Source organism: Gemmatirosa kalamazoonensis, assembly GCF_000522985.1.
In the GTDB taxonomy this organism is placed as follows: domain Bacteria; phylum Gemmatimonadota; class Gemmatimonadetes; order Gemmatimonadales; family Gemmatimonadaceae; genus Gemmatirosa; species Gemmatirosa kalamazoonensis.
The window spans coordinates 1,016,009-1,042,302 of record NZ_CP007129.1; the positions used below are offsets into that span (position 1 = coordinate 1,016,009).

General features: G+C 73.4%; 25 protein-coding genes. 9 read left to right on the forward strand and 16 right to left on the reverse strand.

Annotated features, from left to right (window positions below; genetic code table 11):
• The first annotated feature begins 108 nt into the window (after window positions 1-108).
• On the forward strand, window positions 109-903 hold the full coding sequence (locus tag J421_RS27590; protein ID WP_025414349.1) for a CsgG/HfaB family protein: 795 nt from the start codon (window positions 109-111) through the stop codon (window positions 901-903).
• A gap of 21 nt (window positions 904-924) precedes the next feature.
• Here J421_RS27590 and J421_RS33185 read toward each other — a convergent pair whose 3' ends face one another.
• The 4 genes from J421_RS33185 to J421_RS27620 all read right to left on the reverse strand — a co-directional run bounded on the left by J421_RS33185 (window position 925) and on the right by J421_RS27620 (window position 7,626).
• Entirely contained in the window at window positions 925-4,344 is a 3,420-nt protein-coding gene (locus J421_RS33185) for an InlB B-repeat-containing protein (protein ID WP_158508932.1), read from the reverse strand.
• A 5-nt stretch (window positions 4,345-4,349) separates the two neighbouring features.
• Window positions 4,350-5,606, reverse strand: a complete 1,257-nt coding sequence (locus J421_RS27610; RefSeq protein ID WP_025414351.1) for a hypothetical protein — start codon at window positions 5,604-5,606, stop codon at window positions 4,350-4,352.
• On the reverse strand, window positions 5,603-6,562 hold the full coding sequence (locus J421_RS27615) for a CsgG/HfaB family protein (RefSeq protein WP_025414352.1): 960 nt from the start codon (window positions 6,560-6,562) through the stop codon (window positions 5,603-5,605). Before J421_RS27615 ends, J421_RS27610 begins: the two co-directional genes overlap by 4 nt.
• Before the next feature lie 176 nt (window positions 6,563-6,738).
• Window positions 6,739-7,626: a hypothetical protein gene (locus J421_RS27620; protein ID WP_025414353.1), complete on the reverse strand. Its 888-nt coding sequence runs from the start codon at window positions 7,624-7,626 to the stop codon at window positions 6,739-6,741.
• A 772-nt stretch (window positions 7,627-8,398) separates the two neighbouring features.
• Here J421_RS27620 and J421_RS27625 point away from each other — a divergent pair.
• Complete coding sequence (locus J421_RS27625) at window positions 8,399-10,102, forward strand: replication initiation protein (protein WP_025414354.1); 1,704 nt, start codon at window positions 8,399-8,401, stop codon at window positions 10,100-10,102.
• Between the two features lie 27 nt (window positions 10,103-10,129).
• Here the strand turns inward: J421_RS27625 and J421_RS27630 are convergent, their stop codons facing one another.
• The 10 genes from J421_RS27630 to J421_RS27670 form a co-directional block, all read right to left on the reverse strand.
• A complete protein-coding gene (locus tag J421_RS27630; protein ID WP_025414355.1) occupies window positions 10,130-11,398 on the reverse strand; it encodes a ParB/RepB/Spo0J family partition protein in 1,269 nt (422 codons plus the stop codon).
• 2 nt (window positions 11,399-11,400) lie between these two features.
• Window positions 11,401-12,114, reverse strand: coding sequence for a ParA family protein (locus tag J421_RS27635; protein ID WP_104023356.1), 714 nt, complete (start codon window positions 12,112-12,114; stop codon window positions 11,401-11,403).
• A 1,239-nt stretch (window positions 12,115-13,353) separates the two neighbouring features.
• Window positions 13,354-13,851 carry a GNAT family N-acetyltransferase gene (locus J421_RS27640; RefSeq protein ID WP_025414357.1) on the reverse strand — a complete coding sequence of 166 codons (498 nt, stop codon included), beginning with the start codon at window positions 13,849-13,851 and terminating at the stop codon, window positions 13,354-13,356.
• A gap of 52 nt (window positions 13,852-13,903) precedes the next feature.
• Window positions 13,904-14,872, reverse strand: a complete 969-nt coding sequence (locus J421_RS27645; RefSeq protein ID WP_025414358.1) for a hypothetical protein — start codon at window positions 14,870-14,872, stop codon at window positions 13,904-13,906.
• Window positions 14,873-15,137: 265 nt separating this feature from the next.
• Window positions 15,138-16,058: an aldo/keto reductase gene (locus J421_RS27650; RefSeq protein WP_025414359.1), complete on the reverse strand. Its 921-nt coding sequence runs from the start codon at window positions 16,056-16,058 to the stop codon at window positions 15,138-15,140.
• A 12-nt stretch (window positions 16,059-16,070) separates the two neighbouring features.
• The gene (locus J421_RS34855; RefSeq protein ID WP_425485859.1) at window positions 16,071-16,157 is read right to left on the reverse strand and encodes a hypothetical protein; all 87 of its coding nucleotides are present in this window, start codon (window positions 16,155-16,157) and stop codon (window positions 16,071-16,073) included.
• Window positions 16,158-16,378: 221 nt separating this feature from the next.
• Complete coding sequence (locus tag J421_RS27655) at window positions 16,379-16,669, reverse strand: hypothetical protein (RefSeq protein WP_148306580.1); 291 nt, start codon at window positions 16,667-16,669, stop codon at window positions 16,379-16,381.
• Window positions 16,670-16,675: 6 nt separating this feature from the next.
• Window positions 16,676-17,005 (reverse strand): hypothetical protein, encoded by a 330-nt coding sequence (locus J421_RS27660; RefSeq protein WP_025414361.1) that lies wholly within the window; start codon window positions 17,003-17,005, stop codon window positions 16,676-16,678.
• A gap of 127 nt (window positions 17,006-17,132) precedes the next feature.
• Complete coding sequence (locus J421_RS27665) at window positions 17,133-17,927, reverse strand: SDR family oxidoreductase (protein ID WP_025414362.1); 795 nt, start codon at window positions 17,925-17,927, stop codon at window positions 17,133-17,135.
• Between the two features lie 196 nt (window positions 17,928-18,123).
• Window positions 18,124-19,368, reverse strand: a complete 1,245-nt coding sequence (locus J421_RS27670) for an RtcB family protein (RefSeq protein ID WP_025414363.1) — start codon at window positions 19,366-19,368, stop codon at window positions 18,124-18,126.
• Window positions 19,369-19,546: 178 nt separating this feature from the next.
• Between J421_RS27670 and J421_RS32385 the strand changes: the two genes are divergently transcribed.
• Both J421_RS32385 and msrB read left to right on the forward strand, forming a co-directional pair.
• The gene (locus tag J421_RS32385) at window positions 19,547-20,113 is read left to right on the forward strand and encodes a hypothetical protein (protein WP_148306581.1); all 567 of its coding nucleotides are present in this window, start codon (window positions 19,547-19,549) and stop codon (window positions 20,111-20,113) included.
• Between the two features lie 269 nt (window positions 20,114-20,382).
• Window positions 20,383-20,850, forward strand: coding sequence for a peptide-methionine (R)-S-oxide reductase MsrB (gene msrB / locus J421_RS27680; protein ID WP_025414365.1), 468 nt, complete (start codon window positions 20,383-20,385; stop codon window positions 20,848-20,850).
• Between the two features lie 84 nt (window positions 20,851-20,934).
• Here msrB and J421_RS33760 read toward each other — a convergent pair whose 3' ends face one another.
• A complete protein-coding gene (locus tag J421_RS33760) occupies window positions 20,935-21,045 on the reverse strand; it encodes a PEP-CTERM sorting domain-containing protein (protein ID WP_201773175.1) in 111 nt (36 codons plus the stop codon).
• A 1,222-nt stretch (window positions 21,046-22,267) separates the two neighbouring features.
• On the opposite strand from J421_RS33760, the gene J421_RS34430 reads away from it, so the two are divergent.
• Together J421_RS34430 and J421_RS27690 are read left to right on the forward strand one after the other, a co-directional pair.
• Entirely contained in the window at window positions 22,268-22,396 is a 129-nt protein-coding gene (locus tag J421_RS34430; RefSeq protein ID WP_025414367.1) for a hypothetical protein, read from the forward strand.
• A 23-nt stretch (window positions 22,397-22,419) separates the two neighbouring features.
• Window positions 22,420-23,181: a class I SAM-dependent methyltransferase gene (locus tag J421_RS27690; RefSeq protein ID WP_025414368.1), complete on the forward strand. Its 762-nt coding sequence runs from the start codon at window positions 22,420-22,422 to the stop codon at window positions 23,179-23,181.
• Window positions 23,182-23,400: 219 nt separating this feature from the next.
• On the opposite strand, the gene J421_RS27695 is transcribed toward J421_RS27690, so the two are convergent.
• Window positions 23,401-23,823, reverse strand: a complete 423-nt coding sequence (locus J421_RS27695; RefSeq protein WP_158508934.1) for a hypothetical protein — start codon at window positions 23,821-23,823, stop codon at window positions 23,401-23,403.
• 177 nt (window positions 23,824-24,000) lie between these two features.
• Here J421_RS27695 and J421_RS33190 point away from each other — a divergent pair, with 177 nt between their 5' ends.
• The 3 genes from J421_RS33190 to J421_RS27710 are packed head-to-tail and all read left to right on the forward strand — an operon-like array spanning window position 24,001 to window position 26,292.
• Window positions 24,001-24,795: a hypothetical protein gene (locus tag J421_RS33190; protein WP_025414370.1), complete on the forward strand. Its 795-nt coding sequence runs from the start codon at window positions 24,001-24,003 to the stop codon at window positions 24,793-24,795.
• A gap of 20 nt (window positions 24,796-24,815) precedes the next feature.
• A complete protein-coding gene (locus J421_RS33195) occupies window positions 24,816-25,352 on the forward strand; it encodes a PqqD family protein (RefSeq protein ID WP_025414371.1) in 537 nt (178 codons plus the stop codon).
• Between the two features lie 16 nt (window positions 25,353-25,368).
• Window positions 25,369-26,292 (forward strand): MauE/DoxX family redox-associated membrane protein, encoded by a 924-nt coding sequence (locus J421_RS27710; protein WP_025414372.1) that lies wholly within the window; start codon window positions 25,369-25,371, stop codon window positions 26,290-26,292.
• Window positions 26,293-26,294 lie beyond the last annotated feature (2 nt).

Consider the following 26,294-nt stretch of genomic DNA (forward strand, 5'->3'; position numbering starts at 1 on the left):
GGATGCGTGCGGCGTTCGCGTACGGTACGGCGGGATCGCTATTGACGCGATCGCGCGAGCGGCACGAGGTTGTGGGTGCCGTCCGCTTCCTTCCTCGAGAGGTTTCGCATGTCCTTCCGTACCGCCGTGCGCGACGCGCGCCTCGCGGCCATGTCCGTGGCCACGCTCACCCTCGCCGCGTCCGCAGGCGCCCAGCAGCCGGTCGTCAAGGATGTCGGGGCGAGCGACGCCCGCCCGACCGTGGCCGTGCTCTACTTCACGAATGGCGCGCTGTTGTCGAACGCGGACTACGCCCCGCTGAGCAAGGGCATGGCGGAGATGCTCATCACCGAGCTCTCCCGGAACCCCGGCGTCCGTGTCGTCGAGCGCGACCGGCTCCAGCAGCTGCTGGCCGAGCAGAATCTGGGGAGCGGCGACCGGGTGGACAAGGAGACCGCGGTCAGGCTCGGGAAGATCCTCGGCGCGCACCATCTCCTCATGGGGTCGTTCGTCATCGACCCGAAGCAGAACATGCGCATCGACGTCCGCTCCGTGAACACCGAGACGTCGCAGGTCGAGTACGTCGAGTCGATCGACGGCAAGGCCGAGCGCATGCTCTCGATGGTCGGGGAGCTCGGCGAGAAGGTGAATGCGGGGCTCAAGCTGCCCGCGATCCCGGTGCGCGTCCCCGGCACGTCAGGATCGAACGCCGGCATCGCGTCCAACGTCGCGCGCGTCACCTCGAAGGTCGACCAGCTCCGCGCCGCGATGATGATGAGCAACGCGCTCGAGCAGCAGGACCGCGGCAACGTCCAGGGCGCCATCGCGCTGTACAAGCAGGCGATCGACACCTACCCGGACTTCGAGCGCGCGAAGGTCCTCCTCGCCTCGCTCGAGAACGGCCAGAAGCGCCAGACGCCCTGAGCGTCCGGCGCCTCGTCTCGGTCACCGCTTCCGGAACTGCGCGGTGACCGAGGTCGCCTGGCTCATCGTCACGGTGCACGTCAGCGCGCTCCCCGTGCACGCGCCCGACCAGTTGAACGAGGTGGTCGTCGGCCCCGGCACCGCGGTGAGCGTCACGACCGTCCCCACGGGATAGTCCGCCGGCGGGCACGCGCCGCCGCCCGCCGCGCAGTTGATCCCCGCCGGCGACGACGTCACCGTGCCGCTCCCCTGGACGCCGACCATCGTCAGCGTGAGCGTCGTGGTGAACGTCGCCGTCACGCTCTGCGGGGCGCCCATCGACAGCGTGCACGTCGGAGCCGTTCCGCTCGACGCGCACGCGCCGCCCCAACCGGCGAACGTCGCCCCCGCCGGCCCGGTCACCGTCAGCGTGACCTGCGTGCCGATCGGGAAGCTCGCACCGCACGCCCCCGGGCAGTTGATGCCATTCGGGCCCGTCACCGTCACGCCAGCGCCGAACACGTTCAACGACAGCCCGACGTTCCCGCCGCCGGTGCTCGTGAACGTCGCCGTGACGCTCTTCGCGGCGTCCATGGTGACGACGCATGCACCGGTGCCCGAGCACGCGCCCGACCAGCCGGTGAACGTGCTGCCGCTCCCGGGGGTTGCCGTGAGCGTCACGCTCGTGGCGGGCGCGAAGCTGGCGGTGCACGCCCCCGGGCAGTCGATGCCGCTCGGCGACGAGCCGACCGCGCCCGAGCCGGTGCCGGCGAAGCTCACGTCGAGCGTGAGCGGCTGCACCACGATGCTGAACAGCGCGGTGACGCTCTTCGGCCCGTCCATCGTGATCGTGCACGTCGGCGACGTGCCGCTCCCCACGCACGCGCCGTCCCACCCGCCGAAGGTCACGTTCTGCCCGCCCGGGAGCGCCGTCAGCGTCACGACCGTGCCCGGCGCGTAGCTCGACGTGCACGAGCCGGGGCAGTCGATGCTGCCCGGCGACGACGACACCGCGCCGGTGCCCGTGCCCGCGATCGTGACGCCGAGCGGGAACGTCGTCACGATGCGGCTGAAGCTCGCCGTCACGCTCTTCACCGCGTCCATCGTCACCGCGCACGTGGGCGCCGTGCCGCTGCACGCGCCGCCCCACCCGCCGAACGTGCTCCCCTGGCTCGCCGCCGCGGTGAGCGTCACGACCGTGCCGGCGCCGAGGGTCGTCGAGCACGTGCCGGGGCACGAGATGCCGACCGGGCTCGTCACCGTGCCGTCTCCCGTCCCGCCGGTGCTCACCGACAGCGCGAACGTCGGCACCGTCGGCAGCGTGAACTGCACCGACACCGACGTCCCCGCGGTCAACGTCACCGTGCAGTTCTGGCCGGTGGTGCCGGCGCACGCGCCGCCCCATCCGCCGAACGTGCTCCCCGCGCTGGGCGTCGCCGTCAGCACGACGGTCGTGCCCGACGGGAAGGAGCCCGAGCACGAGCTCCCGGCGATGCCGATGCCGCACACGATGCCCGCGGGGCGCGACGTCACCGTTCCCGCTCCCGTCGTGCCGAGCGCGGCGCGGATCGTCACGCCGAGCGGCGTCGGGGCGAACGACGCCGTCACCACCGCGTCGGCGAGCGGGGCGATCGTGCACGTCGGGCCGGTGGCGGTGCAGCCGTTCCACGCGATGAAGTCGCTGCCCGCCGCCGGCGTCGCGGTGAGCGCCACGTCGTCGCCCGCCGGCACCGAGATGGTGCACGTCGTGACGTCGGGGCTCGTCGGGCTCACCGGGCCGGTCAGCGCGCACGCGGGGGCGCCGTTCGCGGTCACGGTCCCCGCGCCGCCCGTCGCCGCGCGCTGCAGGTTCAGCGTCAGCGTCACCACGCGCTGCGTGAACACCGCGCCGACGGCGCTGATCTGGTTCACGTTCACGCGGCACGCGCCCGTTCCGCTGCACAGCCCCGTCCAGCCCGCGAAGATGCTCGTCGGGTTCGCCGTCGCGGTGAGCGTCACGATCGTGCCGAACGGCACCGTGGCGCCGCACGCGCCGGCCGGCGGCACGCCGCGCGCGAGCGTGCACGTCGCGACGGGCGTCGAGCTGCCCGGCGTCGCGAGCGCGATCGTGCCGCCCCCGTTGCCCGTGAGCAGGATCGACACGCCGAGCGGCGCCGAGAAGTCCGCGCCGACGACCGCGTCGACGTCGAGCCCCACGTCGCAGATCGGCTCCGACGTCCCCTCGCACACCCCCGTCCATCCGACGAACGCGTCGGGCGCGGTGGCGACCGCCGTGAGCCGGATCTTCGTGCCTTCCACGTACGACGCGCCGCACGCGTCGCCCGTCTTGCACTCGATGCCTAACGGCGCGCTCTTCACGATGCCCGCCCCGGTGCCGCGCACGCCGACGGCGAGCTTGCGCACCGCCGCGAACTGCACCGACACGGCGCGCGGCGTCGACGCGTCGAGCACGCACGTCGTCGCGGCGCCCACCGAGGCACACGCGTCGCCCCAGCCGGCGAACTGCGTCGTCCCGGCGTCCGGCGTCGCGGTGAGCGTCACCTGCGCGTCGCCCGGGAACGTGAACGCGCATCCGCCCTGCCCTTCCTGTCCGCTCGGCGCCGGCTGCGCCTGTCCGTTCAGCACGCGGCAGTCGATCCCCGCCGGCGACGAGCGCACCGTTCCCGAGCCGTGCCCACCGCCCACCGTCACCGCGAACGGCGACGGCCGCGGCGCGACCGCGAGATCGAGCCCGCCGCTCGCCGCGCCGAACGACGCCGTGACGCGCGCGCGCCCCGCCGTCAGCGCCGTCACCATGCCCGTCGCCGGGTCGACGCGCGCCACGGAAGGCGCGTCGCTCTGCCAAGTGACCGTGCGACCCGTCACCGTCTGCCCCGTCGTCGACACGATCGCTGCGTTCAGCGCGAGTGTGTTCCCGAGCTCCAACCGCAGCCGCGTCCCCGCCGGCGGCGCCGCGCCGTCGGCCGGCGTCACCGTCACGGTGGCGACCTCGAACAGCTGCACCGGATCGGGCACCGTCGACGTCGCCCCCGCCTGCAGGCGGAGCGGCCCCACCGTCTGCGCGTCGACTTCGCGGTCGTCGGCGAGCAGCGTGAGGTTCAGCGTCACGACGCACGCCGACCCGGCGCTCTCGCGCTGCGGGTCGGCGAGGCACGGCGCGAGGTCGATCGAGAGCGGCACCTGCTGCGTCGCGACGTCGCCGAGCGAGAGCGTCTGCGGCCCGCCTAACGTCACGCTCGTGCCGTCGGCGCGCCGATAGGTCGCCTGCACGCGCAGCCGCACCACCGCCGCGCTCCCGCGCGCGAACGACGGCAGCTGCGCGGTGAGCCCGATCCGCGCCGGTGTCTGCGCGTCGGGATCCCGGCGCCCGGGGCTCAGCGCGTCGTCCAGCCGCCCGCAGCCGACGGCGAGGACGGCCGACAGCGCGGCGAGCGCGGTCCGCACGGTGAAAGCGTTAGGCACGCGCATCAGAAGCGGGAGAGGATCGTGAGGCCGAGCGAGCCGCCGGCCACCGTGGCCGAGCCGCCCGGGCGGTCCGCTGCCGCGGAGCGCACGTGCCCGGTCTGCACGCGCGCGAACGGTTGCACCGTCACGCCGCCGATGCGGCGCGCGACGCCGGCCGTGAGCCCCGCGCCCGTCGTCGACGCCGTGAGCAGCGCGTCGTCGAACCCGAGACCGCTCTGGTAGCGGCCGTCGACCGCGAGCAGCACGTCGGTGCGCGCCGTCACCGGGATCGACGTGCGCACACCGCCGTCGAGGTACTCGCCGCTCGAGCCGCTCACCGACACGCCGTCGCGCGCGAAGCTCGAGCGCCACCGGCTCGACACCCACAGCACCGCCTCGCGCACGCGCGGCGCCGCGAGGTGCAGCTGCGCGTCCGCGCTGATCACGGGGCCGAGGCGCACGCGCGCCGCCGACGGGGTGGTCGGCACGGGCTGCCCGGACGTCGGCGCGACGACGCCCGCGCGCAGCCGGTCGGACCCGAAGAAGTCGCCCGCCACGCTGAGGCTGAGCCGCTCGCGCCCGACGAGACCGTCGGCGCCGATCGAGACGCGCGTCACGCCGCCCGGCCGGAAGTCCGCCCCCTCCGCGCCGACGGCGAGCGAGCGGATCGGCTGATAGCTGTCGTGCAGCTCGTACGACAGGCCGCCGGCGATCGCCCAGCGGCCGGCGCGCCGCGCGGAGAGCACGCCCACCGTGCCGCTCGCCCCCGCGCCGACCGGCGGCGCGCTGAGGCCGAGCGCCGGCGCGGCGAGCACGCGCACCGCCGTGAGCTGCTCGGCGTCGAGCTTCGCGCGGCCGGTCGGCGCGTTCGCGCCTAACGTGACGATGAGCGCGTCACCCGCCACGCGGCCGGTCGCGCGCAGGCGCACGTCGCTCGTCCCGGCGAGCGTCGCCGTGCGGCTGCCCGGCTTGCGCGGGTCGGCCGGGTCGAACGTCACCGTGCCGTACGCGTACACCGACGTCACATCCACCGTCCACGCGCTGCCGAGCGGCACGGCGAGCGTGACCGGCACCGTGAGCTGGTAGGCGCGGCGCACGCGCAGCGAGTCCTCACCCCCGAACGCGCCCTGGAACAGCCCGCCCCCGCCGAACGTCATCGCCTCCGCGGTGACCCCGGCGCCGAACGCGCGGAGCCCCACGAGCCGGTCCTGCGCCCGGGCAGACGAGGCGGCCGCGCCGAGCAGCGCGACGGTGCCGAACGAGAAGCGGCGCGCGCTCATGGGCGGTTCACCGTGATCACCACCGTCGCGGTTGACGTGGCGAACGTCGGGTCCGTGGTGCGCGACGTCGCGCCCGTGGTCGCCGTGGTGATGAAGTCGAGCGGGCGGTTCAGTCGGTCGATCGTCACCCCGATCGCCGCGTCGACCGCGCGGATCCCCGGCACGAGCACCGGGCTCGCGACTCCCGACTCCGAGACGCGGCGCACCTCGCCCGCGCGCACGCGTGCGTCCGTGAACCCGGGCGCCTCGCGCGCCGCGCGCCGGAACTCCGACTCCGCGCCGCGCAGGTCGCCGAGGTACTGCAGCCGCACGCCGCGTCCATAGGAGAGCAGCGCGGTCAGGTTCGCCGTCGGACGCGATTCCACCGCCGCGCGCTCGTCCGGCGCCAGCGTGATGCCGAGCGCGTCGAACAGTCGGAGCGCGAGCGCCTTCTCCGCCTCCAGCACGTCCGTGAGCTGCGCCGTCGCGTCCACCGCGTCGGCGAGCGTCCCCTGCGCGACGTCCGCGAGCTGCACGCCGAGCCGCAGGTCGCGTCCCGCCGGCAGCGCCGTGAGGCGTCCCATGACCAGCCGCCGCGCCTGGATCAGCCGCCCGACCCGCGGCGCCGACGACGAGTCGACCCGGCCGGCCGAGACGAGATCGAGCTCGCGCAGCACGTCGCCGAGCCGCGCCCGCTCCACCACCGTCACGCGCCGGCTGCGCGCGAGATCCGTCGTCAGGAGATCGGCGAGCGCGAACGCGAGCGGCGACAGCGTTCCGCCAGGCGACGAGTCGGTGAGCGCGAACGGCGGAACGCCGATCGTGCGCGCGCCCGCGCGTCCCGCGGACGAGTCCACCGCGACGGCGCCGGTGGCGGGGTCGATGACCGGCGCGCGCGTCGGCACCGGGGGTCCGGCGGGCGGCGAGCCGGCGCCGGAAGCACACGCGCCCGAGAGCAGCGTGGCGATCGCGCACACCAGACGGCGGCGCGGGGGGAAAACGCTCAGGAGCGGCATCTTGCGGGGGCGGCCGCGGCAGCACGCCACGGCGGGGGGGACGCCGCGACGGCGGCGAGGCAGCGCGAAGATGGGGTTCGAACGAGTCGACCGTCAAGCAAAACCGCTGCTGCGTCTTCCCCCCTGCCGTGCTCGGTTCAGGGCCCGACGACGAGCCGGGGTCGACCGTCCGGACCCACCTCGAGCCGGGCCGCGACGCCGGCGCCGATCTCGAACGACGCCCCCGGCGCGACCGTGAGCGTCGCCCCGCCGATCACGACCTGCACCCCGTCGTCCGTCGATCGGGCGGCGGGCGGCGTGGTGATGTCGCTCGCATGCCGCGCGTCTGTCGGTACACGCACCGGCTCGGGTGCCGGCTCGGGCAACGTCTCGCCGACCCACTGCCGCCCCAGCGCGCGCGGCGTGAGCCGGTAGCGCGCCGTCGTTCCCACGTCGCCGTCGGCCGTCAGCAGGTCCGCGGCGACGAGCCGGCGGAGCGCTATCCGCACCTGCTTCTGCTGATAGCCGGTGCGCGACACCAGGTCGCGCCGCGGCACCGCGGCGATGCCGTCGAGCGGCACGATCAGCTCCGCGAGCGTGCGCATGACGAGCAGCGCGGCCGGCTCCGCGCCACACCGCGCGACGACCGTCTCCCACGCCACGCCGAGCGCCGCCGGGTGCTCGGCGAACACCTCGGCCGCGAGGCGAGCCACGCGAACGCTCCGGCGGCCGCGCGTCTCCTCGTGCACCGACGCCACCCCGGCGTCGACGAGCGCCTGCAGGACGAGACGCTGGCGCGCTGCGTCGCCGGCGCCCTTCGGCAGCGCGACCGCGTCGAGTGGCACCGCGATCTCCCACGGCTCGTCGCGGCCGTATCGTTCGTCCGCCGCGAGGGCCGCGAACCAGCACACCAGCCACGCCCGCGCCCACCGCGCCGTCTCCGCGGGGAGCGGCCCGTCGAGGCGCGCCGCCACCAGTCGATCGTCGAGGAGCAACGGCTCCCGTCGGATCGCCCGCAGCGCGGGACGGGCGCGCTCCGCGCTCACCTCAGACCTCGCGACCCAGGAGAGGGAGCACCACCGCACACGGCTCCGCCGCTCGCCGGACAGAGCACGCGGCGACCACGATCACGGAGCCGAAAAGACGGCGAGGGAGCGCCAGCACACACGCGGCGAACCTAACGCCGCCCGACAGGGCCCGGCAAGGACGATTCCCCGACCCGACGTCGACCGAAGCGTGTATCCATCGCATTCACAGGGAGTTGCACGACTTCGACCGGCGCTGGACCGGGGGCGCCGCGAGGAGACTGGGATCGACCGCGGTGCCGGCACCGGTGTCCTCGACGACTGCACTCAGGGCACATCCGGGGCCTCGACACGGCGATACCGCTGGCTTGGGCGGACCGCACCATGTGTGTTGGCGCTCCCTCGGTGGGGCGACGGCTTCGGTGTCCGGACGACGCCCCCTGCGTGCGCGCGGGGCGCGTCGGCGCATGTGCACGGCGTGTAGGCGGTCGTGTGCGGGGGCGCTCCCTGGAGACGCTCCCGCGGTGTGGAGAAGCGCCGGATCTTCCCGTGCGACAACGGGTTGGACCGATGGACGCGCGGGCGGCACCGGCGCCCGCCTTGGTAGGGTGATGGGTTGGTGGTCGTGTGATTCTCTCTCAGAACCATCTCCCACCCGTTGCATCGGCTTCGTGGCCGTCGAGGACACCGGTATCCTGCGGCGGAGGCCAGGAGAGGGCCCCGCTTGTAGTGCCCCGGCACCGCCCCTACGTTCGCGTGTCCGCAGATCCGACGTACCTCGCCGCTCGGGGGCATGGCGCAGTCATCTTCTCTGGTTCGGCGGTCCGACGACCGGCTCCTGCTCGCGCAGCAGGGCGTGTCGACGCTACCGAGCCCGATCGCGCTCCAGCTGTTGGACATCCCGTTCGTGCTCCCGGTGCAGAAGCAGCCGCCGCGCGAGAACGGGCGGCTGCCGGAAGGGATGTGGCGGCTGGAGTACGAGCTGATCGGGGCGGATCGGACGCGATACCGCGTCCGCGTGACGGGCGACCCCGAGCTCGGCCTCCCGTTCGGGCGCGACGCCGACGTGCTGCTCGCGCTGTTCCGGCTGCTGGACGAGGAGCGCGACGTCCACGATCTCGCCACCGGCACGTTCCGGCAGCCGAGCTTCCAGATGATCTGCCGCGCGCTCGGACTCGGCGCCACGGGACCGCTCGTGCGCCGCATCCGCGACGCGCTCCGCCGACTTTCCCACGTCCGGATCGAGAGCCGCGTGCTCGTCGACCGCGCCGAGGCGGCGGCGCGGCTGCTCGCGCAGGACGGGAGCGCCACCCCCGCCGCGCCGACGGCGAGCACCGTCCGCCGCCACGAGGTGGAGGAGACCCGCTGGCTGCTGGAGTACCGCACCGAGGAGCGCACCGTGGAGTCGCGCGGCGACGCGCCGATCGACGACGTCACCGACGGCAGCGGGGAGCGCGTCGAGCGCACGCTCTGGATTCACGAGCTGCGACTGAACCCGTTCTGGGTCGGTCAGGCGATCTCGGGATGGGCCGGCTGGATCGACGTCGAGCGGCATGCGGACCTGAAGAGCATCACCGCGCGGCGGCTCTACCAGCTCTGCGCCGCGCACGCCGCCCGGCACGTGCGCATCCCGTGGGCGCTCCCCGAGCACGACCTGCGCACCGCGTGCATGCTCACGCTCGACGGGAAGAAGCCGACCCGCGTGCGGCAGATGCTGAGCGAGGCCGCCGCGGAGCTCGTCGAGGCCGGCGTCCTCGCCGACCACGCGTGGCGCGGCGCGCCCCGCCGCGGCCCGATGACGCTCGAGCTGACCCCGGGGCCGCTGCTCCAGCTCAGCGGCCTGCTACGCGGCATCGGTCTCACCGACCCGCCCGACGTCCGCGTGCAGTACGCCCTGCTCCGCGCGTTCGGCGTCACCGCGCCACGGGCCCGCGCGCTGATCGCCGAGAAGCCGGGGCAGGTGGCGGAGGTGCTGCTGCGCGCCTGTCACCTGCGCGCGACGGACCCCGGCGCCGTGTCGAAGTCGTGGGCGGGGTGGATCATCCACCACGTCGAGCACGACACCAGCTTCGCCGGCGAGGTCGCGTTCCATGAATGGCGCCGCACCGCGCTCGCCCGGCTCGACGGGCAGACGGATGCCCGCCCGGCCGCCCCGTCCGCGGGGCCCTCCGCGCGTGAGCGGGCCGTATCGGTGAGCGGGCCCGCGCCGGCTCCCGCGCCCACACCAGTCGCGCGTCCGGCGGCCGATCCCGACGCGGACGCGAGGTGGCAGCGTGTGCTGGCCGTGGTGCGGCCGCAGCTCTCGATGCTCGACTACTTCGGGGTGGAGGACGCCGTCGCCGTGGGCGGCGACGAGGGCACGCTCGTGCTCGCGGTCACGAACGACATCGCGGCGCGTGCCCTCCACCGTGCGCTCCCCCGGCTGACGACGGTACTCGGCGCCCACGATGGCGGGCCGACGGAGATCCGCGTCGTTCTCTCGACCCCAGCGGCCTGACGGCCCCGTGTGGCCTCTGCTGGCCCGTTAGTGACGCCCGAGTGCCCCTAGCCTGGCGTTGACGCGGGTGAGCTGCGTCTCCAGGTGGGTCCGGAGCAGCTCGGCGTCGCCGGCGGCCAGCGTTTCGACCGGAGCGTTCACCTCGATGAGGAAGCCGCCGCCGCGCCGCGGGCGCAGCACGCAGACCGGGCGGTCGTGCACGGCGCCGGCCGGCGCGTCGTCGAGGCCGAGCAGGCGCCGTAGCGCGGTCAGGCGCCGCGCGTCGTCGGCCTCGCTCGCGAGCCGCTCCAGGTCGCGGTAGGCCGCCCGGGCGAGCCGCTCCTCCACCGGCGCGGGGTCGCCACCCCCGGCGCGCGCCAGCAGCTCGGGAGAGAGCGACCGTCGGATGCGGAGCAGCATGTTCACCTTGCCGTGGCTCCAGCCCATGACCGCGCCGAGCGTCCGCACGTTGTCGCGGTACCCGTCGGCCCGGCGCCGCTCCTGGACCTCGGTGACGAGGGCCGCCTCCTGCCAGGTCGTGAAGTTCTCGCGGTGGAGGTTCCCCCGCAGCACCGTGGCCGCCGCGGCCGCGTTCGACATCGGTCCGCGATCGATGCCCGGTACGGTGTCCAGGCCCGCCAGCCGGGCGGCAGCGAGCCGCCGGTGTCCCGACAGACACTCGAGCCTGCCGTCACCGAGCGGCCGGACCTCGACGGGCACTCGGAGCCCGTGCTCCGCCACGTCGTAGGCGAGCTCGGCCAACCGGGCCGCCTCGGCCGTGAGGCGCATGAAGAGCGGTGCGCCATCGGGACTCACGAGCGCGTCGAGGGATCCGGCCCGCGCGACCGCCTCGCGGACGCTCGTGACGGCGGCGGCGGACGGACGGCCCTTTGGCTGGAACGGCGAAGGGTGGATCGCATCGAGCGGCATCTCGCGCACCTCGAGGCGCGATGCCTCGGCGGCCGCAGAGGCCGCGGACGAGGTGGGGGGGGCGGCGGGCGCCTCGTCCGCGGAGGCGCGCGGTGCGCGGGCACGCTTCGGCGCGGGCGGCTCGCTGCCGGCGACATCGGCGGCTGCGGGCGCCACATTCGCTTCCACGGTGGTCGTCTCGCCGGCCGGGCTCCGGCTCGGAGCGCCCGCCGCCGGAGCGGCCTCCGTCGGGTCCTCGGCCGCCGGGCCTTCGATCGCGTCCATGGTGTGCGGGTCGGGCAGCTGCTCCGTCGCGAGCGCCTGGGTCGCGGACATCAGCAGCTCGGCTCGGCTCGGCTTCACCTTCCCGGTCGCCGGCGCGGTGCCCTTGTTCGGTCGGAGGGCCATGGTCAGCGCTCTGCGGTGGCGGGAACGGCGCTCCCGAACAGCTCCTCGACGAGCGCGAAGATCGCTTTCGCGGCCTTCGACCGCTTGGCATACATCGTCACCGGCTGTCCGGCGACCACGCACTCGGCCGCCTTCCCATCGAGCGGCACGACGACGTCGGAGACGTGCCCCTCGTGCTGCTGGCGCATGGTGAGGAGCATGGTGTTGTTCAGGAGGACGCTGCGGTGGATCGTCGGGACGAGGACGTACGGCAGCCCGCGGCGCGACACGTACGCGACGAGCTCGTTGAGCGACTGGAACGAGCCCGGGTCGGTCTTGATGGCGCCGAGGAGCATGACGTCCGGGCGGGCGAAGACGACGCGGTGCGCGGCGTCGGTGAGCGCCGGGGCCATGTCGAGGACGAGGACGCGGTCGTCCCGGCCGTCGAGCGCGCGCTCCAGGTGGCGGGCGAGCTGCTGGTCGGTGGCGTGGGCGAGCGTCCGGCCGCCGCGGTAGAACGGCAGGCCGTGGGTGTCGACGGGTGGGTCGTTGAGCGGGTCGGCGGCGGGCGGGAGCTTCGCGTAGCCGGTGAGGCCGGCCTGGGGGTCGAGGTCGACGAGGGCGACGTCGGCGGCGGGGTCGAGTCGGCGGAGGGCGTCGGCGACGGCGAACGCGAGGGTGGTCTTACCGGTACCGCCGCGGCCGGCGGCGACGGCCAATATTCTGATCTGCGACATTACGGGGCCGAGTCGTCGGCGGTGTTGCGGGTCGTGGTGGGATCGACGCCGCTGAAGTTCGAAACTAAAAAGGTGCAGAACGCGCTGCCAAGCGTCGCCGCGGCCGGAAACCTCCGCTCGGCTCGGAAGCCCGTCTCGGCGTCGCGCGTCGATCTGGCCCGGCCGCTCCGAAGCATGCCACACACCGTCTCACGAACGTCACACAGCAACGACCCGTACCGCGCGGTCGCCCTCGCTCCGGATCGCACCGTCACTCGGCGGCGGCATGCGCCGGCGCTGCGTCCCGTGACGGTGTCCAACGTTGGACGGTACCGGCTCGAGCGTCGCACCGCCGGATTGATCGCACGATGATGCTGCGGCGCGGCAGGAAGGCAATCCGGTCCCCCGTTCATCGTCCGCCGGGCCGGTTGTCCAACGTTGGACGAGCGCGATCGACTGCCAGGGGCATGCAGTCCCAGGACCGGTGGTCGGCGTCGCCGGGTGGTCCACGTCGGGCCCGCCCACGACCGCTTGCAAGGTGTCGAGCGCCTGGCCCGCAGCGCTCGGTCGGCCGTCCAGCGCGATCTCGGGACGGTCCGGACGGGTCCGGACGGTCCAGGCTCAATGGTGGCGCGCCGGTGCCTCGCGCACCGCGGCACCGTCCGGACGCCATCGTGACCGGTCGCGTGGCGGAAGTGCGGGGCGCCGAAGCGAAGCGGCTGGCCCGGGCGACCCCCCCCATGGCGCATCGCCGTGGGTCCATGGCGCGTGGGCCAGCGGCGTCCGCGCGTGTCCGCCAGCGCCTGTCCGCCAGCGTACGGCGTGCGCGCGGTGGCTCGCACTCGGATTGGGGGGAAGGACTCACCACGAAGCGCTCGCCGACGTGGCGAGTCATTGCTGCGTGTTTCGTCCTGGCCGGAGAGCGGCCCACGACTGCGACCGCACGTGCGAGCCCGGCGCCGCCATCCAACGTTGGACAGCCCACGAGCGTCTGACGGCCGGACGCCGCGGTGCGCGCTGTGATTCACTCCTGGGCCGCGCGTCGCTGGCGCGCCCTCGTGCGCGGCAAGAAAAACCGCCGGCACCGCGACGGCACGAGGGCGCCGGGCGCCTCGAGGGGTGGGAGGCGTTACACGCGCCGCGGACCGCGCCGCGACGATGCATCGCCTTGTGCCACCGGCACTTGCGTGGCTCGCCAACCGGTCGGTGCTGCTTACCCGGTAAAGCGAGCGGCACCTGGTGCGTTCCGACGGAGCGCGCTCAGAGAAACCGGTGCATCACGTACAGGTCCACGTATCCGTGCACCGCGTGCCGGAAGCCCGCCGGAATGGTGCCCACCACGACGAAGCCGAGCCGGCGCCAGAGCGCGACGGCGCGGTCGTTCGTGCTCACGACGGCGTTGAACTGCATCGCGCGGAAGCCCGCCGATCGCGCCGCGTCGAGCGAGTGCACGCCCATCGCCCAGCCGATCCCGCGGCCGAACGCGCCCGGCCGCACCATGTAGCCGGCGTTCGCTACGTGGGCGCCAAGGCCGGGCTGGTTCGGCTTCAGGACGTAGGTGCCGACCACGTCGGCGCCGTCCACCGCGACGAACGTCGACACGCCGGGGCCCATCCACAGCCGACGCGCGTCCGCCTCCGAGCTGTCGGGCGCGTAGGTGTACGTGTCGCCGCGCGACACGACCGCGTGGAAGATCGACCAGATCGCCGGCCAGTCCCCGTCCGTCGCTGGACGAATCAGAATTCCGGCGTCCGACATGGCGCGAACCTCCCGACGGAGCAGCCAGACCGATTCGCGATCCAGAGATCGGTCAGTCGCGCAGGTCCGCCTCGAGCGCGTCCGCGACCGAGTCGTCGGCGAGCGACGCGAGCGATGCGAACGATGCAGCCACGGGCGCGCTGGCCGACGCGCTCACCGTCAGGCGCGGCCGCGACACGGTGAGCCGCCCGACACGGGACGACGCGCCGGCCACCGCGACCGAGCCCACCGCGGGCGAGGCGCTCTCCTGTCGCGCCGCGAGCAGGGTCGCCGCCTCGCGGCTCGCCTCGGCCAGCTTCCGCTCCAGGATCGCGAGCACCGCGAGCGCGTGCTGCTCGGACGGCCCAGTGACCGAGACGGTCGGCTTCAGCTGCGACGCGGCGAGCGACCGCTGCAGCGACCGGATCCCCTGGCCGACGGGTACGCGCTCGGCGTCGCGCGCAGCGGCCGAGCGCGCGGCGCGCTGCTGCACGCTCCGCTGCACCCCGGCGAGATAGCGCAGGTGCGCCTCCGCGAAGCCGATCGGGTCGCGCGCGAACCACGCCGCGTCCCACCCCCAGGCGACGCCGATCGCGCGCCCGGCGCCCGTCGCGTGCGCGACGCGGCCCGTGCCGTCGCGCCGGCCCTTCCGGTTCTTCCGGCCGTCCAGATTGTGGCTCGAGAACCCGCCGAGCGCGGTGCGGAGCTGATGCCGGATGCCGACGACGTCGGCATCCTCGCGCACGATGCGTTGCGCGAGCTTCCACGTGATGCGCGGCGACCGGAGGGCGGCGATCTCGCTCGGCTCCATGCCGGCGATGGCGCGGCCGAGGCGCAGCGCGATGCTCACGTACCCCTGGCTCTTCCGACGCTTGCGCGCGATGCGCGCGGCCGAGAGGCCCTCGTCGGCGAGCGCGACGTAATCGAGCGCCCGATCCACGATGTGCGTGCGCCGGCCGTCGCGCTTCGGCGGTTCGGCGAGATCGTCGTCACACGCCGCCAGGGTGACCGGCGGCAGCACGGAAGACGCGGGCGCGGACACGGCGGAAGGAGAGAAGTGCGTGGACGTTCGGGACGGCAGCGGGAGGGAGGCTGCCGCGTGGTCTCGTGCGACACAGGAAACACGTCGCAACGCGACCCAAAACGCAATACCCGATCGACGGCCGCCGGGTCGAATGACGCGGCGGACGAACCGTTGGGTGCTATGCGCCCCTACGGGTCCGTCCGCCGTCCGAATCGACTGTCGTCGTTCCGCAGCAGGGACGACGATGTGTGGCGGACGTAACACACCGTCGAGATCGCGCCCGTCAGGCCGATGAAACGATGGCCTCGATCTCGCGCCGCTCGTCGTCGCTGAGCCGCCAGCCGGCGGCGGCCGCGTTCGCGCGCACCTGCTCGGGACGCGTGGCGCCGGCGATCACGGATGCGACGGTCGGGTGCGTGAGCAGCCACGACACCGCGAGCTCGAGGAGCGAGTGGCCGCGCGACTCGGCGAACGCGATCAGCCGCTCGACGACGTCGAGGTTGTGGGGGCTCAGCAGGTCGGCGTAGCGGCCGCCGCTCAGCCGCGTGCCCTGCGGCACGTCGCGCCCGCGGCGGTACTTGCCCGTCAGCAGGCCGTTCGCGAGCGGATAGTACGGCAGGAACGCCACGCCGAGCTCGGCGCAGGCGTCGAGCACCTCCTGCTCGGGCTCGCGGTGGAACAGGCTGTACTCGTTCTGCACGCTCACGAAGCGCACTCCAGCCTGCGCCGCCGCGCGCTCGGCGTCGCGGAGCTGCTCGGCCGAGAAGTTGGAGCAGCCGATCTCGCGCACGGCGCCGGCGTCGACGAGCTCGCGCAGCGCGCCGAGCGTCTCGTCGATCGGCACCGACGGGTCGGGCTGGTGCATCTGATAGAGGTCGATGCGCAGGACGCCGAGCCGGCGGAGGCTGGCCACGGCGGCGCGGCGGACGGTCTCGGGGCGGCCGCCGGCGAGGGGGCCGGCGCTCTTGTGGCCGAACTTCGTGGCGATCACGGCGCGGTCCCGACGGCCGCGGAGCGCGCGGCCGAGGAACGTCTCGCTGTCGCCCTTCGCGTAGATGTCCGCGGTGTCGAAGAACGTCACGCCGGCGTCGAGCGCGGCGTCGACGACGGCGCGCGTGCCCGCCTCGTCGACCTTGTTGCCGAAGTTGTTGCAGCCGACGCCGACGATCGAGACGTCGAGCGAGCCGATGCGGCGGGTATCCATGTCGTTAGGCACTCACGCGATGAGGACCGACTGCGCTCCGTCGATGAAGACTTCCGTGCCGGTGACGTGGCGCGACGCGTCGCCGGCGAGGAACAGCATGAGCTCCGCGACGTCGTCGGCGGAGCCCTTCCGGCCATCGGTGAGCGGGATCTCGCCGGCCGGGGCTCGGCGCGTTCTTCACGTGCATGCACGTCGCGAGCTCCTGGATGTACGTCCACGCGGCCGGCTCTGGCACAGTATGTCACAGCCCCTCCTAGGTCCCTAGCACGCTTGGCATGGCGGCTCGCCCACGCCCGCGCGTCTGGCTGACGGTCCGCCGCTCAATCGGCGACCTGCCGAGTCGTCCGGCGCACGGCACGCGCCGCGGACGCCACCGCCGCGGACGCCGCCGCCGTGGGCGTCATGTACGTCGCGCCGATCGCCTGGTCCGCGTAGAGGGCCACGTCGGCGCGTGCGAGAGTGTCGTCGAGCGCTTCGGCCAGCGACTGCCTGGGGTCGATCTCGGTCCCGTGCTCGCGAAGCCGTTCACGCCCGAGCGCCTGCTCGGCGCGATGCGGGCGTCGTTCGCCGGCGCGGCCTGACACGGCCGCGCGCCGCAGTTTGCGTCGCACGAGTCCTCAGCGGCCAAGCCGGCCGACCAGCCAGCCGATGGCCGCCCCCCCGACCGCCCCGAGGACGAGGATGGGCGCGTACGCCTTGGTGATCACCGCGTCGGCCGCGCTCAGCAGCACGCCGACGGCGAGGCCGATTCCCCAGGCTGGGAGGCGCAGTGCATCGACCTGCGGCGCCCCGACGACGGCGCCGATGACGACGCCGATGGCGAGGCGGTTGAGGAACGCGCCGAGCAGGGCCGCCCGCTTGTCGGGGAACTGGAGGCGGACCATCGAGGCGGCGGAGAGCGCCCCGTAGACGAGGCCGGCCAGCAGGCCGAGCGAGAGGCGGGACATGACGGGGGAGGCGGTGGGGAGGCCGTATCGTTCATCGACCGGCCGGAGGCCACAAGACCCACTCAACCACCGAACGTCCGCGCACGTTCCACGGGCACACGGCCCGGGAGACGTCGCGGCTCACCGCTCAACCGCGCAGCAGCGACTGCGCCCCGTCGATGAACACCTCGGTGCCGGTGATGTGTCGCGACGCGTCGGACGCGAGGAAGAGCATGAGCTCCGCGACGTCCTCCGACGACCCCTTTCGACCGTCGGTGAGCGGGATCTCCCCGGCCGGGAACTCCACCGGCTCCTGCGCCGATTCGAGGTCGCGCTTCTCGGTGCTCTCCTCGATCTCGGTGGTGATCCCGCCCGGGCAGACGACGTTCACGCGGATGCGGTGCTTCGCCAGCTCGAGCGCGAGCATCTTCCCGAGAGCGACCTGACCGGCCTTCGATGTCGAGTACGCCGTCGCGCCGGTGTTGCTGAAGACGCGCGTGCCGTTGATCGACGCGGTGACGATGACGGAGCCGCCGCCGGCGCGCTTGAGGTGCGGCACGGCGTACTTGATGGTGAGGAACGTGCCGAGGAGGTTGATGCGCAGCGTGGACTCGAACTCCTCGGGCGCGAGCTCGTCGATCGGCGCCCACACGCCGTTCACGCCCGCGTTCGCGACGACGACATCGAGCCGTCCCCACGCGGCCACGGTGTCGTCGATCGCGCGCCGCACCGCGTCGGCGTCGGCGACATCGGCGGGCGCGACCCGGGCCTCGCCGCCGGCGTCGCGTATGCGCTTCGCGACCGTCTCCAACTCGTCGGCGGAGCGGCTCACGAGCGCGACGCGCGCACCGGCCCGCGCGAGACGGCGCGCGGTCGCCTCGCCGATGCCAGAGCTGGCGCCGGTCACCAGGGCAACGCGATCCAGTAGAGAGGTGTCAGGCATGAGTCGCTAGGCGGGTTCAGGGGCGTTGTTGCACGACGCGGGCGATGCGGCGCGGTCGATGAAGCGCGATGCTGCGCTCGCGGCGTCTCACTGCGCCGTACTGCGCCGTACTGCGCCGTTCAGCGGTGTGAGCGTCGTTCGCGCCCCATCGCGCCGTATCGGCAGCGCAGTACCGCCCGCGCCGTAGCAGTTTCATTCAGTCCTTGTATGGGTCGAACTCGTCCGGCCCGGCCATGACGACGACGAGCGGGCGGAGGCGGTGCAGCACCTCGATCGTGCCCTCCTGCGCGGCGAGCACCTCGGGAAGACGGCGGTAGACCTGCGGGCTCTCGTCGAGCCCACCGCCGCGGAGGATGACGCCCTTCGCGCGGAGCCACGCGTGCATCTCGTCGGGCGACACGCGGCCGGGCGTGATGACGCGGCCGGTGCGACGCTCGCGCTTGCCCGCGGCGGCGGTGCGCGACATGACGCGGCCGGCGCCGTGCACGGTGGAGTAGAGCGCCGCGCGCTGCGACTCGGCGACGTCGCCGACGGCGCCCAACGTCCCCTGCACGATCACGGCATCGTCGCCCATGGAGCCGCCGACGAAGCCCTTCTGGCCCGGGAACGCCGGGGTGGCGCCCTTGCGGATGACGACGAGGTCCTCGCCGTCGTGTCGTTCCATCCAGCCGAAGTTGTGGTGGTTGTGCACGAGCTCCACCTCGCCGGCGCCTAACAGTCGCACGACCTTGCGCGCGACCCACTCGCGACCGGCGTATGCGTAGCGCCCCGCGAGGTTCATGAGGTGCCAGTAGTCGTGGCCTAACGGAGACCTCAGCTCGAGCAGCACCTCGCGCTCGGGAGCGCGCTCGCCCCATTTCTTTCCCTGGCCCATGGCGATGAAGCTCGTCGCCACGGTGTAGCCGAAGCCGCGGCTGCCGAAGTGGACGCCGACCCACAACGTCCCCGACTCGTCGGCGAACAGATCCACGTAGTGGTTGCCACCGCCGACGGTGCCGAGCTGCTGCCGCGCCTTGTGCTTCAGCGCGCCGCGCTCCTTCGCGGGCACGGCGTCCCACGCGGGGTCGTCGAACAGCGGGTGATCGATGGGCGCGTCCTCGGCCCGATTCCGGCGGCCCATGCCGAAGTCGACCGACGCGGCGATGGCGTCGGCGACGGTCTCGAGGTGCGCGTGCACCTCGTCGGGGTCGCCGCCGAGGTCCGCGAGCGTGCGGTCGGTGCGGATGGCGGCGTTGCCGCACCCGATGTCCACGCCGACGCCGACCACGGACACCCGCTCGCGGTACGCCGCCACGCCGCCGATCGGCATCACATAACCGACGTGCCCGTCCGCCATGAGCGCGGCCCGATCGGCCCGGCTGGCGACATCGGCGATCTGGCGGAGCGTGGTGTCGTCGTGGGTGCCGAACGTCTTGATGGGCGGGGCGTCGGGGTGGGACACGGGGCGGAGTGTCTGAGCGGTGGACGGGTCGGAACCGTGGAGTCCCGGCAAACCGCGGTCCCATCCGCGACCGGCGGCGCGACCCACGGCCGGGCCCGTAAACATGCGGATCTTTCCGGCGTCCACCGGGTATCACTTCCCACACCGCCGCGCGAGCGGCTCAGCCCCGAAGGACACCGTGAAGTCTTCTCTCCGACTCTCCGCGGCGCTCGTCTCGTTGAGCGCGCTCGCGACGCTGGCCGCCTGCGGGCGGCAGAATCCGATGACGGACGACCTCCAGCACGACCTGGATCAGGCGAGCACGACGAGCGTCCAGCTCGCCCCGCGCGGCAAGGCGACGGCGGTGGTGTCGGCGATCGAGCTCGGCGAGTCGGCGGCGCCGAAGGCCGAGCTGCCGCAGACGAAGCCGGTGCGCCGGGCGCCGGAGCGCGCGAAGGCGCCGACCCCGAAGCCGGCTCCGGCCCGGCACGTCGCGGCGGTGTCGCCGACGCCCGCGCCGCAGCCGGTGGCCGAGGCGCCCTCGCAGGTCGCGGAGGCTCCGGCGCCCGCGCCCGAGCCGGCTCCGGTCGAGACGCCTGCGCCGACCACGTCCGCGCCGCAGCCCGTGCTGACGACGCCGGTGCCGTCGCCGACGCGCGCCCCGTCGCGCGCCCCGTCGCGCGCGCCGAGCCGTGGGGGGCATGGCGGCGGCTGGTGGAGCACGGCGGACGTGATCCGCAACGCGCCGTTCCCGGTCAATCCCTGAGACGCGGGCCGCTCGGGGCTCGACGGATCGCGCGGGTTCTCGACGACGAGGGCCCGCGCGATTCGTTCGTGGCGCGGGCGCCTAACGGAACCGTCATGTTGGGACCCCAAGTGACGCCGGTCACGGCCGGCCGTCGCGCGTGGCCCGAGGCTTGGAACGGAAGGACACTGCGGGGCATTCCGGGAAAGGTAGGGTCCCTGGAGGCGACCACGGTGCCGACGGGGTCAGATCACAACGCGGACGGCCGAGCAAGGTAGGAGCACGATTCCATGTCGACGAACAACGGATCGAAGCCGAGCGACGACGACCTGAAGGCGCGCCTGTCGCCGCTCCAGTATCAGGTCACGCAGCAGTGCGGCACGGAGCCGCCGTTCAGCAACGCGTACTGGAACAACCACGAGCCGGGCATCTACGTGGATCTCGTGTCGGGGGAGCCGCTGTTCTCCTCGCACGACAAGTTCGACTCGGGCACGGGGTGGCCGAGCTTCACGCGGCCGCTGGTGCCGGAGAACATCAGCACGCGCACCGACCGCTCGCACTTCATGACGCGGATCGAGGTGCGCTCGGCGCACGGCGACTCGCACCTCGGCCACGTGTTCGACGACGGGCCGGGGCCGACGGGGCTGCGGTTCTGCATGAACTCCGCGGCGCTGCGCTTCATCCCCGCGAGCCGGCTCGAGGAAGAGGGCTACGGCGAGTTCCGCACGTTGTTCGAGGGCGAGAAGGCCGAAAAGTAGCGGCTGCCCAACGGCTGACCGCGCAGGGGCGGCGCTCCGAGGTCGAGATCGACTCCGGAGCGCCGCCCCTCGACGTACCGCCCGTTAGGCGCGGCGGCGGCGGACGGCGCCGAGGACGAGCAGGCCGCCGGCGAGGAGTGCGAGCGACGCGGGCTCGGGGACGGCGCTGGTCGGCGTGATCGGCGTCTCGGGCACTTCTGGGGTGCCCGGTGTCCCGGGTGTCCCGGGTGTCCCGGGTGTCCCGGGTGTCCCCGGTGTGCCCGGAGTCCCTGGCGTGCCCGGGGTGCCCGGGGTGCCCGGGGTGCCCGGGGTGCCCGGAATGCCTGGAATGCCTGGCGTCCCCGGGATGCCTGGTGTCCCCGGGATGCCCGGCGTGCCGGGGATGCCCGGCGTGATCGGCGTTCCTGGGATCCCCGGCGTGCCAGGGACGCCAGGAGTGCCCGGAGTGCCAGGGGTGCCTGGAGTTTCCGGCGTCCCGGGAGTGCCGGGAGTGCCAGGAGTGCCAGGAGTGCCAGGAGTGCCAGGAGTGCCAGGAGTGCCAGGAGTGCCAGGAGTGCCAGGAGTGCCAGGAGTGCCAGGAGTGCCGGGGGTTCCTGGCGTGCCGGGTGTCCCGGGCGTGCCGGGTGTCTCCGGCGTACCGGGCGTCTCGGGCGTGCCTGGCGTGCCCGGAGTCCCGGGCGGGCTCGGGATCTCGGGGGTGCCAGGTGTCGTCGGCGTCGTCGGCGTCGTCGTGCCGATCGTGCCGCCCTCGATGCCACTGCCCTGCGTGCCGTTGCCCAGGACCGCCGCCGCGACGGCGCCGATGAGCAGGCCGCCGAACAGACCGCCGCGTCCGACCGACGGCGCGGCGAGCAGCGCGGGCGCCGGGATGGTGGGCGTGGGGAGCACCAGCTCGCCGAAGCCGGGCGTGATCATGAGTCCCGGGGCGACGACGGTGACCTCGCCGCACCGCTCCTTCACGATGCGCAGCGGACCCGGTTGGTCCTTCGCGATGCGCAGCCGCGGATCGCGCGCGGCGAGACGATACGCCTCGAGCTTCGCGTCGCCACGCGAGGTCGCGACGCGTCGCGGGCGGGCCGTGGCGACGCTCGCCGAGTCGGGACCGTGCGTGAACGGTCGCGCGATCGCGGAGTCTGTGGAGGTGCGCGGCACCGCGGTACACTGCGCGCGCCCGAGCTCCGGCACGACGGCCAGCGATACGACGCACAACGCGGCCAAGAGCTGCTTCTCGGACATCTGCTGCTTCACCCGGGGACACGGACGCTCGCTACGTCCCCGACAGTTACTCAAGTACGGTGCCAGCAGTGGCTGAGCCGCCTGAGTAGTCGAGCTCGTCCGCGCCGCGGCGACTGGCGCGTGACGTGCGACCCCCGGCAGCACAGACGATCTCCACTCAACGGGCGGGGGCCTAACGATCATGAGCAAGCTCCTACGCGGGCTCGCCGCGGGCTACGGTGCGAAGAAGCTCGGCGGCGGCTGCTTCAGCACGATCCTCATCTTCATCCTGCTCTGGTGGCTGCTCGGCCACTTCCGGTTGTTCCAGTGAGCCACCTCATGGAGTGAATGTCGGTGAGCGGATCGGACGTCACGTTCAGCGATCACTTCTCCGGCGTGGCGAGCACCTACGCGGAGTTCCGGCCGTCGCAGCCGGAGGCGCTCATCCAGTGGGTCGTGGGGCTCGCGCCGCGGCGCGACGTCGCGTGGGACTGCGCGACGGGGAGCGGACAGGCCGCGCGCGCGCTGGCCGAGCACTTCGCGCGCGTGATCGCGACCGACGCGAGCGACGCGCAGCTCGCGCACGCCGCATCGCACGAGCGCGTGACGTATCGCGTGGCGACGGCGGAGGCGAGCGGGATCGCCGCGGCCTCGGTGGATCTCGTCACGGTCGCGCAGGCGCTGCACTGGTTCGACCTCGACGCGTTCTATCGCGAGGTGCGCCGCGTGCGCGCGCCGGGCGGCGCGCTCGCCGTGTGGTCGTACATGTCGCCGCACGTCGACGACCCCGCGCTCGACGCGCTGCTGCAAGAGCACATGTACGGGCGGCTCGGTCCGTACTGGCCGCCCGAGCGCCGACTGATCGAGGAGGGGTACCGCACGATCGCGTTCCCGTTCGACGAGGTCGCGGCGCCGGCGTTCAACCTCGTGGCGCGATGGACGCTCGCGCAGCTCGCGGGCTACATGCGGAGCTGGTCGGCGACGGTGCGGTACGTGCGCGCGCACGGTCGCGATCCGATCGCCGACTTCGAGGCGGAGGCGCGCGCGGCGCTCGCGGACGGCGGCGAGGGAGCGCGCACCGTCACGTGGAGGTACGCGATCCGCGCGGGGTACTGAGGTGTTAGGCGCTCGATCCAACCGCGCCGCGCGCGGCGCGGGCGGTACGGCGCGGACGATACGGCGCGATGAAGCGCTCGTGACGCCAACGTCGCTCGACTGCGCGGTACGGCGCCGTTCAGCCATGCGAGCGTCGTTTGCGCTTCATCGCGCTTCACCGTCAGCGCAGTACCGCCACCGCCGTGCCCGGCGCGGTTGCACCCGGCGCGGTTGCACCCGTCAGCCCGGAACCCCGAGCCACTCCCTCGCCTCGTCGAGATCGAGGAAGACCCGGAACTCCTCCTCGGCGAGGTCGTTCAGGAGCTCGTACATGCGTCCGAGGCCGAACGCGGCCTGGCTGCCGACGACGATCGCCTGGCGCGTGCCGGGAGCGAACGGGTCGCGCGCGCGCAGCGTAGGGAAGATGTCGCGCGTGACGGCGATCTCGGTGACGCGGGTGAAGTCGTAGAGCTGCCGGAAGCCGGGGTCGAACGCGGGGTCGGCGCGGAGGACGTCCTGGTTGCCGAGCAGCTCGTCGTTCGTGACGCGTCCCCAGCCGCGGCTGAAGACGGTGCGTCGGTCCGCGTCGATCACGTAGTCGGCCGGCATCGCGAGACGGGAAACCCAGCGGATGGACGGCCGGCGCCGGCCGCTCAGCAACATCGGCGGGAGTGGGAGGGGCGGCAAGGCACGGGCGCGGCAGCATTGACAAACGGGCACGAATGCCGGAGCATTGCGTCCGAATCCCTGCAGCAGGCGCCGTCATCGTCGCACCTGTCCGAGCTCCCGCCGCGGTGCGCGGCAACCGCGAGCTCCGGGCAAGGCTCTGCGGGGGGCCACATGGACGCACCGGGCGCACGGCTCGCGTTCGAGGGTTTCGGCTTCCGCTACGCGATCGACCTCGACGCGCCGACGGAGTTCGCTCAGCTGCGGCAGCATCTGCTGCCCGGATCCGTCCCGGTGATCGGCGACGAACCCGCCGCTCGCTACGCCATCACGCGTGCGTGCGCGGAGCGCCGGTTCACACTGGCGTGCGACGGCGAGATCCTGCTCGCCGATTCGGCGCCGCCGGACGTGCTGCACGCGTTCCGGTCGCACGTGCGGCTGCGGATGGCGCTCGCCGCCGGACGCTGGGCGTTCGTGCACGCGGGGGTCGTCGGGTGGGGCGACCGCGTGGTCGTCGCGGTGGGGCGCAGCTTCAGTGGGAAGACGCGGCTGGTCGCCGCGCTGCTCCGGTGTGGCGCCACGTACTACTCCGACGAGTACGCGGCGGTCGACGAGCGCGGGCTCGTGCATCCGTTCCCGCAGCCGCTGTCGGTCCGGGCCGATGGCGAGCGTGTCGGAGCGCTGCGGGATCCCGAGGCGTTAGGCGCGGTCGTAGGGAGCGAGCCCCGACGGACGGCTCTGCTGGTCGACGTCCACCACGAGCCCGGCGCACGGTGGGACGTACGACCGCTCGCGAGCGTCGATGTGGTGCTGACGATGATCGCGCACACGGTCGCGGCCCAGGCGAGGCCCGGCCACTCGCTCGCGGTGCTCGCCCGCGCCGCTGCGGGGGCCCGGGGCATCATCGGCGTGCGCGGCGAAGCAGTGGACGCGGCCGAGGCGATCGTTCGCTTGCTGGAGGTCGGGTGACCATCAGACGGGAGGACGCCATGATACCGCTCGCGCGAACGCAGGAGCTGCACGTCGAACACGTCGACGCCGGATGCGTGGTGTACGACCTGCGCACCGACGCGGTGCACAGCCTCAACGCGGTGACGACGTTCGTGTGGGAGCACTGCACGGGATCGAGCACGGTGGACGCGATCGCGGCCGAGCTGGGGCGCGAGCTGGAGCGCGAGGACGGCGTGACGGAGCTGCGCGCGCTGGTGTGGCTGGCGATCGCGGAGCTGGAGCGCGCGCAGCTCATGGAGCGCGCCGTGCGCACGCCGATCGTTAGGCAGGTCGTCGACCCGATCTCGCGCCGCCGCGCGACGATGAAGATGGGGCGCGCGGCGCTGCTGCTGGGCGGCATCCTGCCCGCGGTGAAGTCGATCGTCGCGCCGACGCCGGCGGCGGCCGACTCGACGGGCGTGGTCACCGGGGCCTGCACGGATCTGCTGCGCGGCTGCGACATCAACACCTGCACCGGCACGTGCAAGCGGACGTTCGACTCGGCCGGAAACTTCATCGGCTGCGACTGCGTCTGACGCGACCGGAGGCGACATGCCGGAGCTCTACATCGTCGGCGCGGTGCTCGCGTACACGGGGCTGATCAAGGCGCTCGACACGCGTCAGGCCGCGAAGCTGGTGGTGTCGCACTTCGCCGTGCCGTGCCACCGGACGCGGCTCGTCACCGCGCTCGTGATCGGCGTCGAGTGCGCGCTCGGCGCGGCGCTGCTGCTCGGTGTCGTCCCACGAGTGACGATCCCGGCGGCGGCGCTGTTACTCGTCGGCGCGACCGCGCTGTCGCTGCGCGGTGCGCGCGAAGGACGCACGGAGAGCTGCGGCTGCTACGGCAGCGCGTTCGTGCCGACGTGGGTCAGCATCGGGCTGAATGCAGGCTACCTGCTGCTACTGGGCTCCGCATGGCGGCGTCTTCCCGCGACCGCGTCCACGCCGCTGTGGGCCGTGGGAATCGCCGCCACCATCGGTCTCGCATCGGGGCTGACGGGCTGGATCCGTGACCGTCGGCCCATCGTCGACACGGCGCCGCTGCGCGTGGGGAAGCGCTGGCGGCGCCGGTGGGCCCCGGAGGCGCCGGTCGCGCTGGAGCACGGCGACTACCTGATCGCGTTCGTCCGTCCGCGGTGCGCGCACTGCGCGACGTGGGTGCCGTTCCTCAACATCGAACATGCACGCGACGGATCCAGCCGCGTGATCGGCATTATCCCGGGGACCGCCGCGGACGTCGCGCAGTTCGTCGCCGAGCACCACGTCGCGTTCCCGGTGCTGCACATGAAGCCGCACGTGTTCGACCTGGTGACCGACGTGACGCCGACGGCCGTCGGGGTTCGCGACGGGCGCATCGTGGCGATGTGGCGCGGCGATCTTCCGGACTCACTGATCGAACAGGCGCGCACGTACTACACGGAGCTCTTCGACGCGTCGACGCCGACAGTCATGCGGGAGGCCGGCGCGGCGACGTGATG

Bases quoted from the DNA above. Each gene is read 5' to 3' on its own strand.
- J421_RS27590 (WP_025414349.1), top strand. From the start codon at position 109: ATGTCCTTCCGTACCGCCGTGCGCGACGCGCGCCTCGCGGCCATGTCC.
- J421_RS27610 (WP_025414351.1), bottom strand. From the start codon at position 5,606: ATGAGCGCGCGCCGCTTCTCGTTCGGCACCGTCGCGCTGCTCGGCGCG.
- J421_RS27625 (WP_025414354.1), top strand. From the start codon at position 8,399: ATGGCGCAGTCATCTTCTCTGGTTCGGCGGTCCGACGACCGGCTCCTG.
- J421_RS27630 (WP_025414355.1), bottom strand. From the start codon at position 11,398: ATGGCCCTCCGACCGAACAAGGGCACCGCGCCGGCGACCGGGAAGGTG.
- J421_RS27635 (WP_104023356.1), bottom strand. From the start codon at position 12,114: ATGTCGCAGATCAGAATATTGGCCGTCGCCGCCGGCCGCGGCGGTACC.
- J421_RS27640 (WP_025414357.1), bottom strand. From the start codon at position 13,851: ATGTCGGACGCCGGAATTCTGATTCGTCCAGCGACGGACGGGGACTGG.
- J421_RS27650 (WP_025414359.1), bottom strand. From the start codon at position 16,058: ATGGATACCCGCCGCATCGGCTCGCTCGACGTCTCGATCGTCGGCGTC.
- J421_RS34855 (WP_425485859.1), bottom strand. From the start codon at position 16,157: ATGCTGTTCCTCGCCGGCGACGCGTCGCGCCACGTCACCGGCACGGAA.
- J421_RS27660 (WP_025414361.1), bottom strand. From the start codon at position 17,005: ATGTCCCGCCTCTCGCTCGGCCTGCTGGCCGGCCTCGTCTACGGGGCG.
- J421_RS27665 (WP_025414362.1), bottom strand. From the start codon at position 17,927: ATGCCTGACACCTCTCTACTGGATCGCGTTGCCCTGGTGACCGGCGCC.
- msrB (WP_025414365.1), top strand. From the start codon at position 20,383: ATGTCGACGAACAACGGATCGAAGCCGAGCGACGACGACCTGAAGGCG.
- J421_RS34430 (WP_025414367.1), top strand. From the start codon at position 22,268: ATGAGCAAGCTCCTACGCGGGCTCGCCGCGGGCTACGGTGCGAAGAAG.
- J421_RS27695 (WP_158508934.1), bottom strand. From the start codon at position 23,823: ATGTTGCTGAGCGGCCGGCGCCGGCCGTCCATCCGCTGGGTTTCCCGT.
- J421_RS33190 (WP_025414370.1), top strand. From the start codon at position 24,001: ATGGACGCACCGGGCGCACGGCTCGCGTTCGAGGGTTTCGGCTTCCGC.
- J421_RS33195 (WP_025414371.1), top strand. From the start codon at position 24,816: ATGATACCGCTCGCGCGAACGCAGGAGCTGCACGTCGAACACGTCGAC.
- J421_RS27710 (WP_025414372.1), top strand. From the start codon at position 25,369: ATGCCGGAGCTCTACATCGTCGGCGCGGTGCTCGCGTACACGGGGCTG.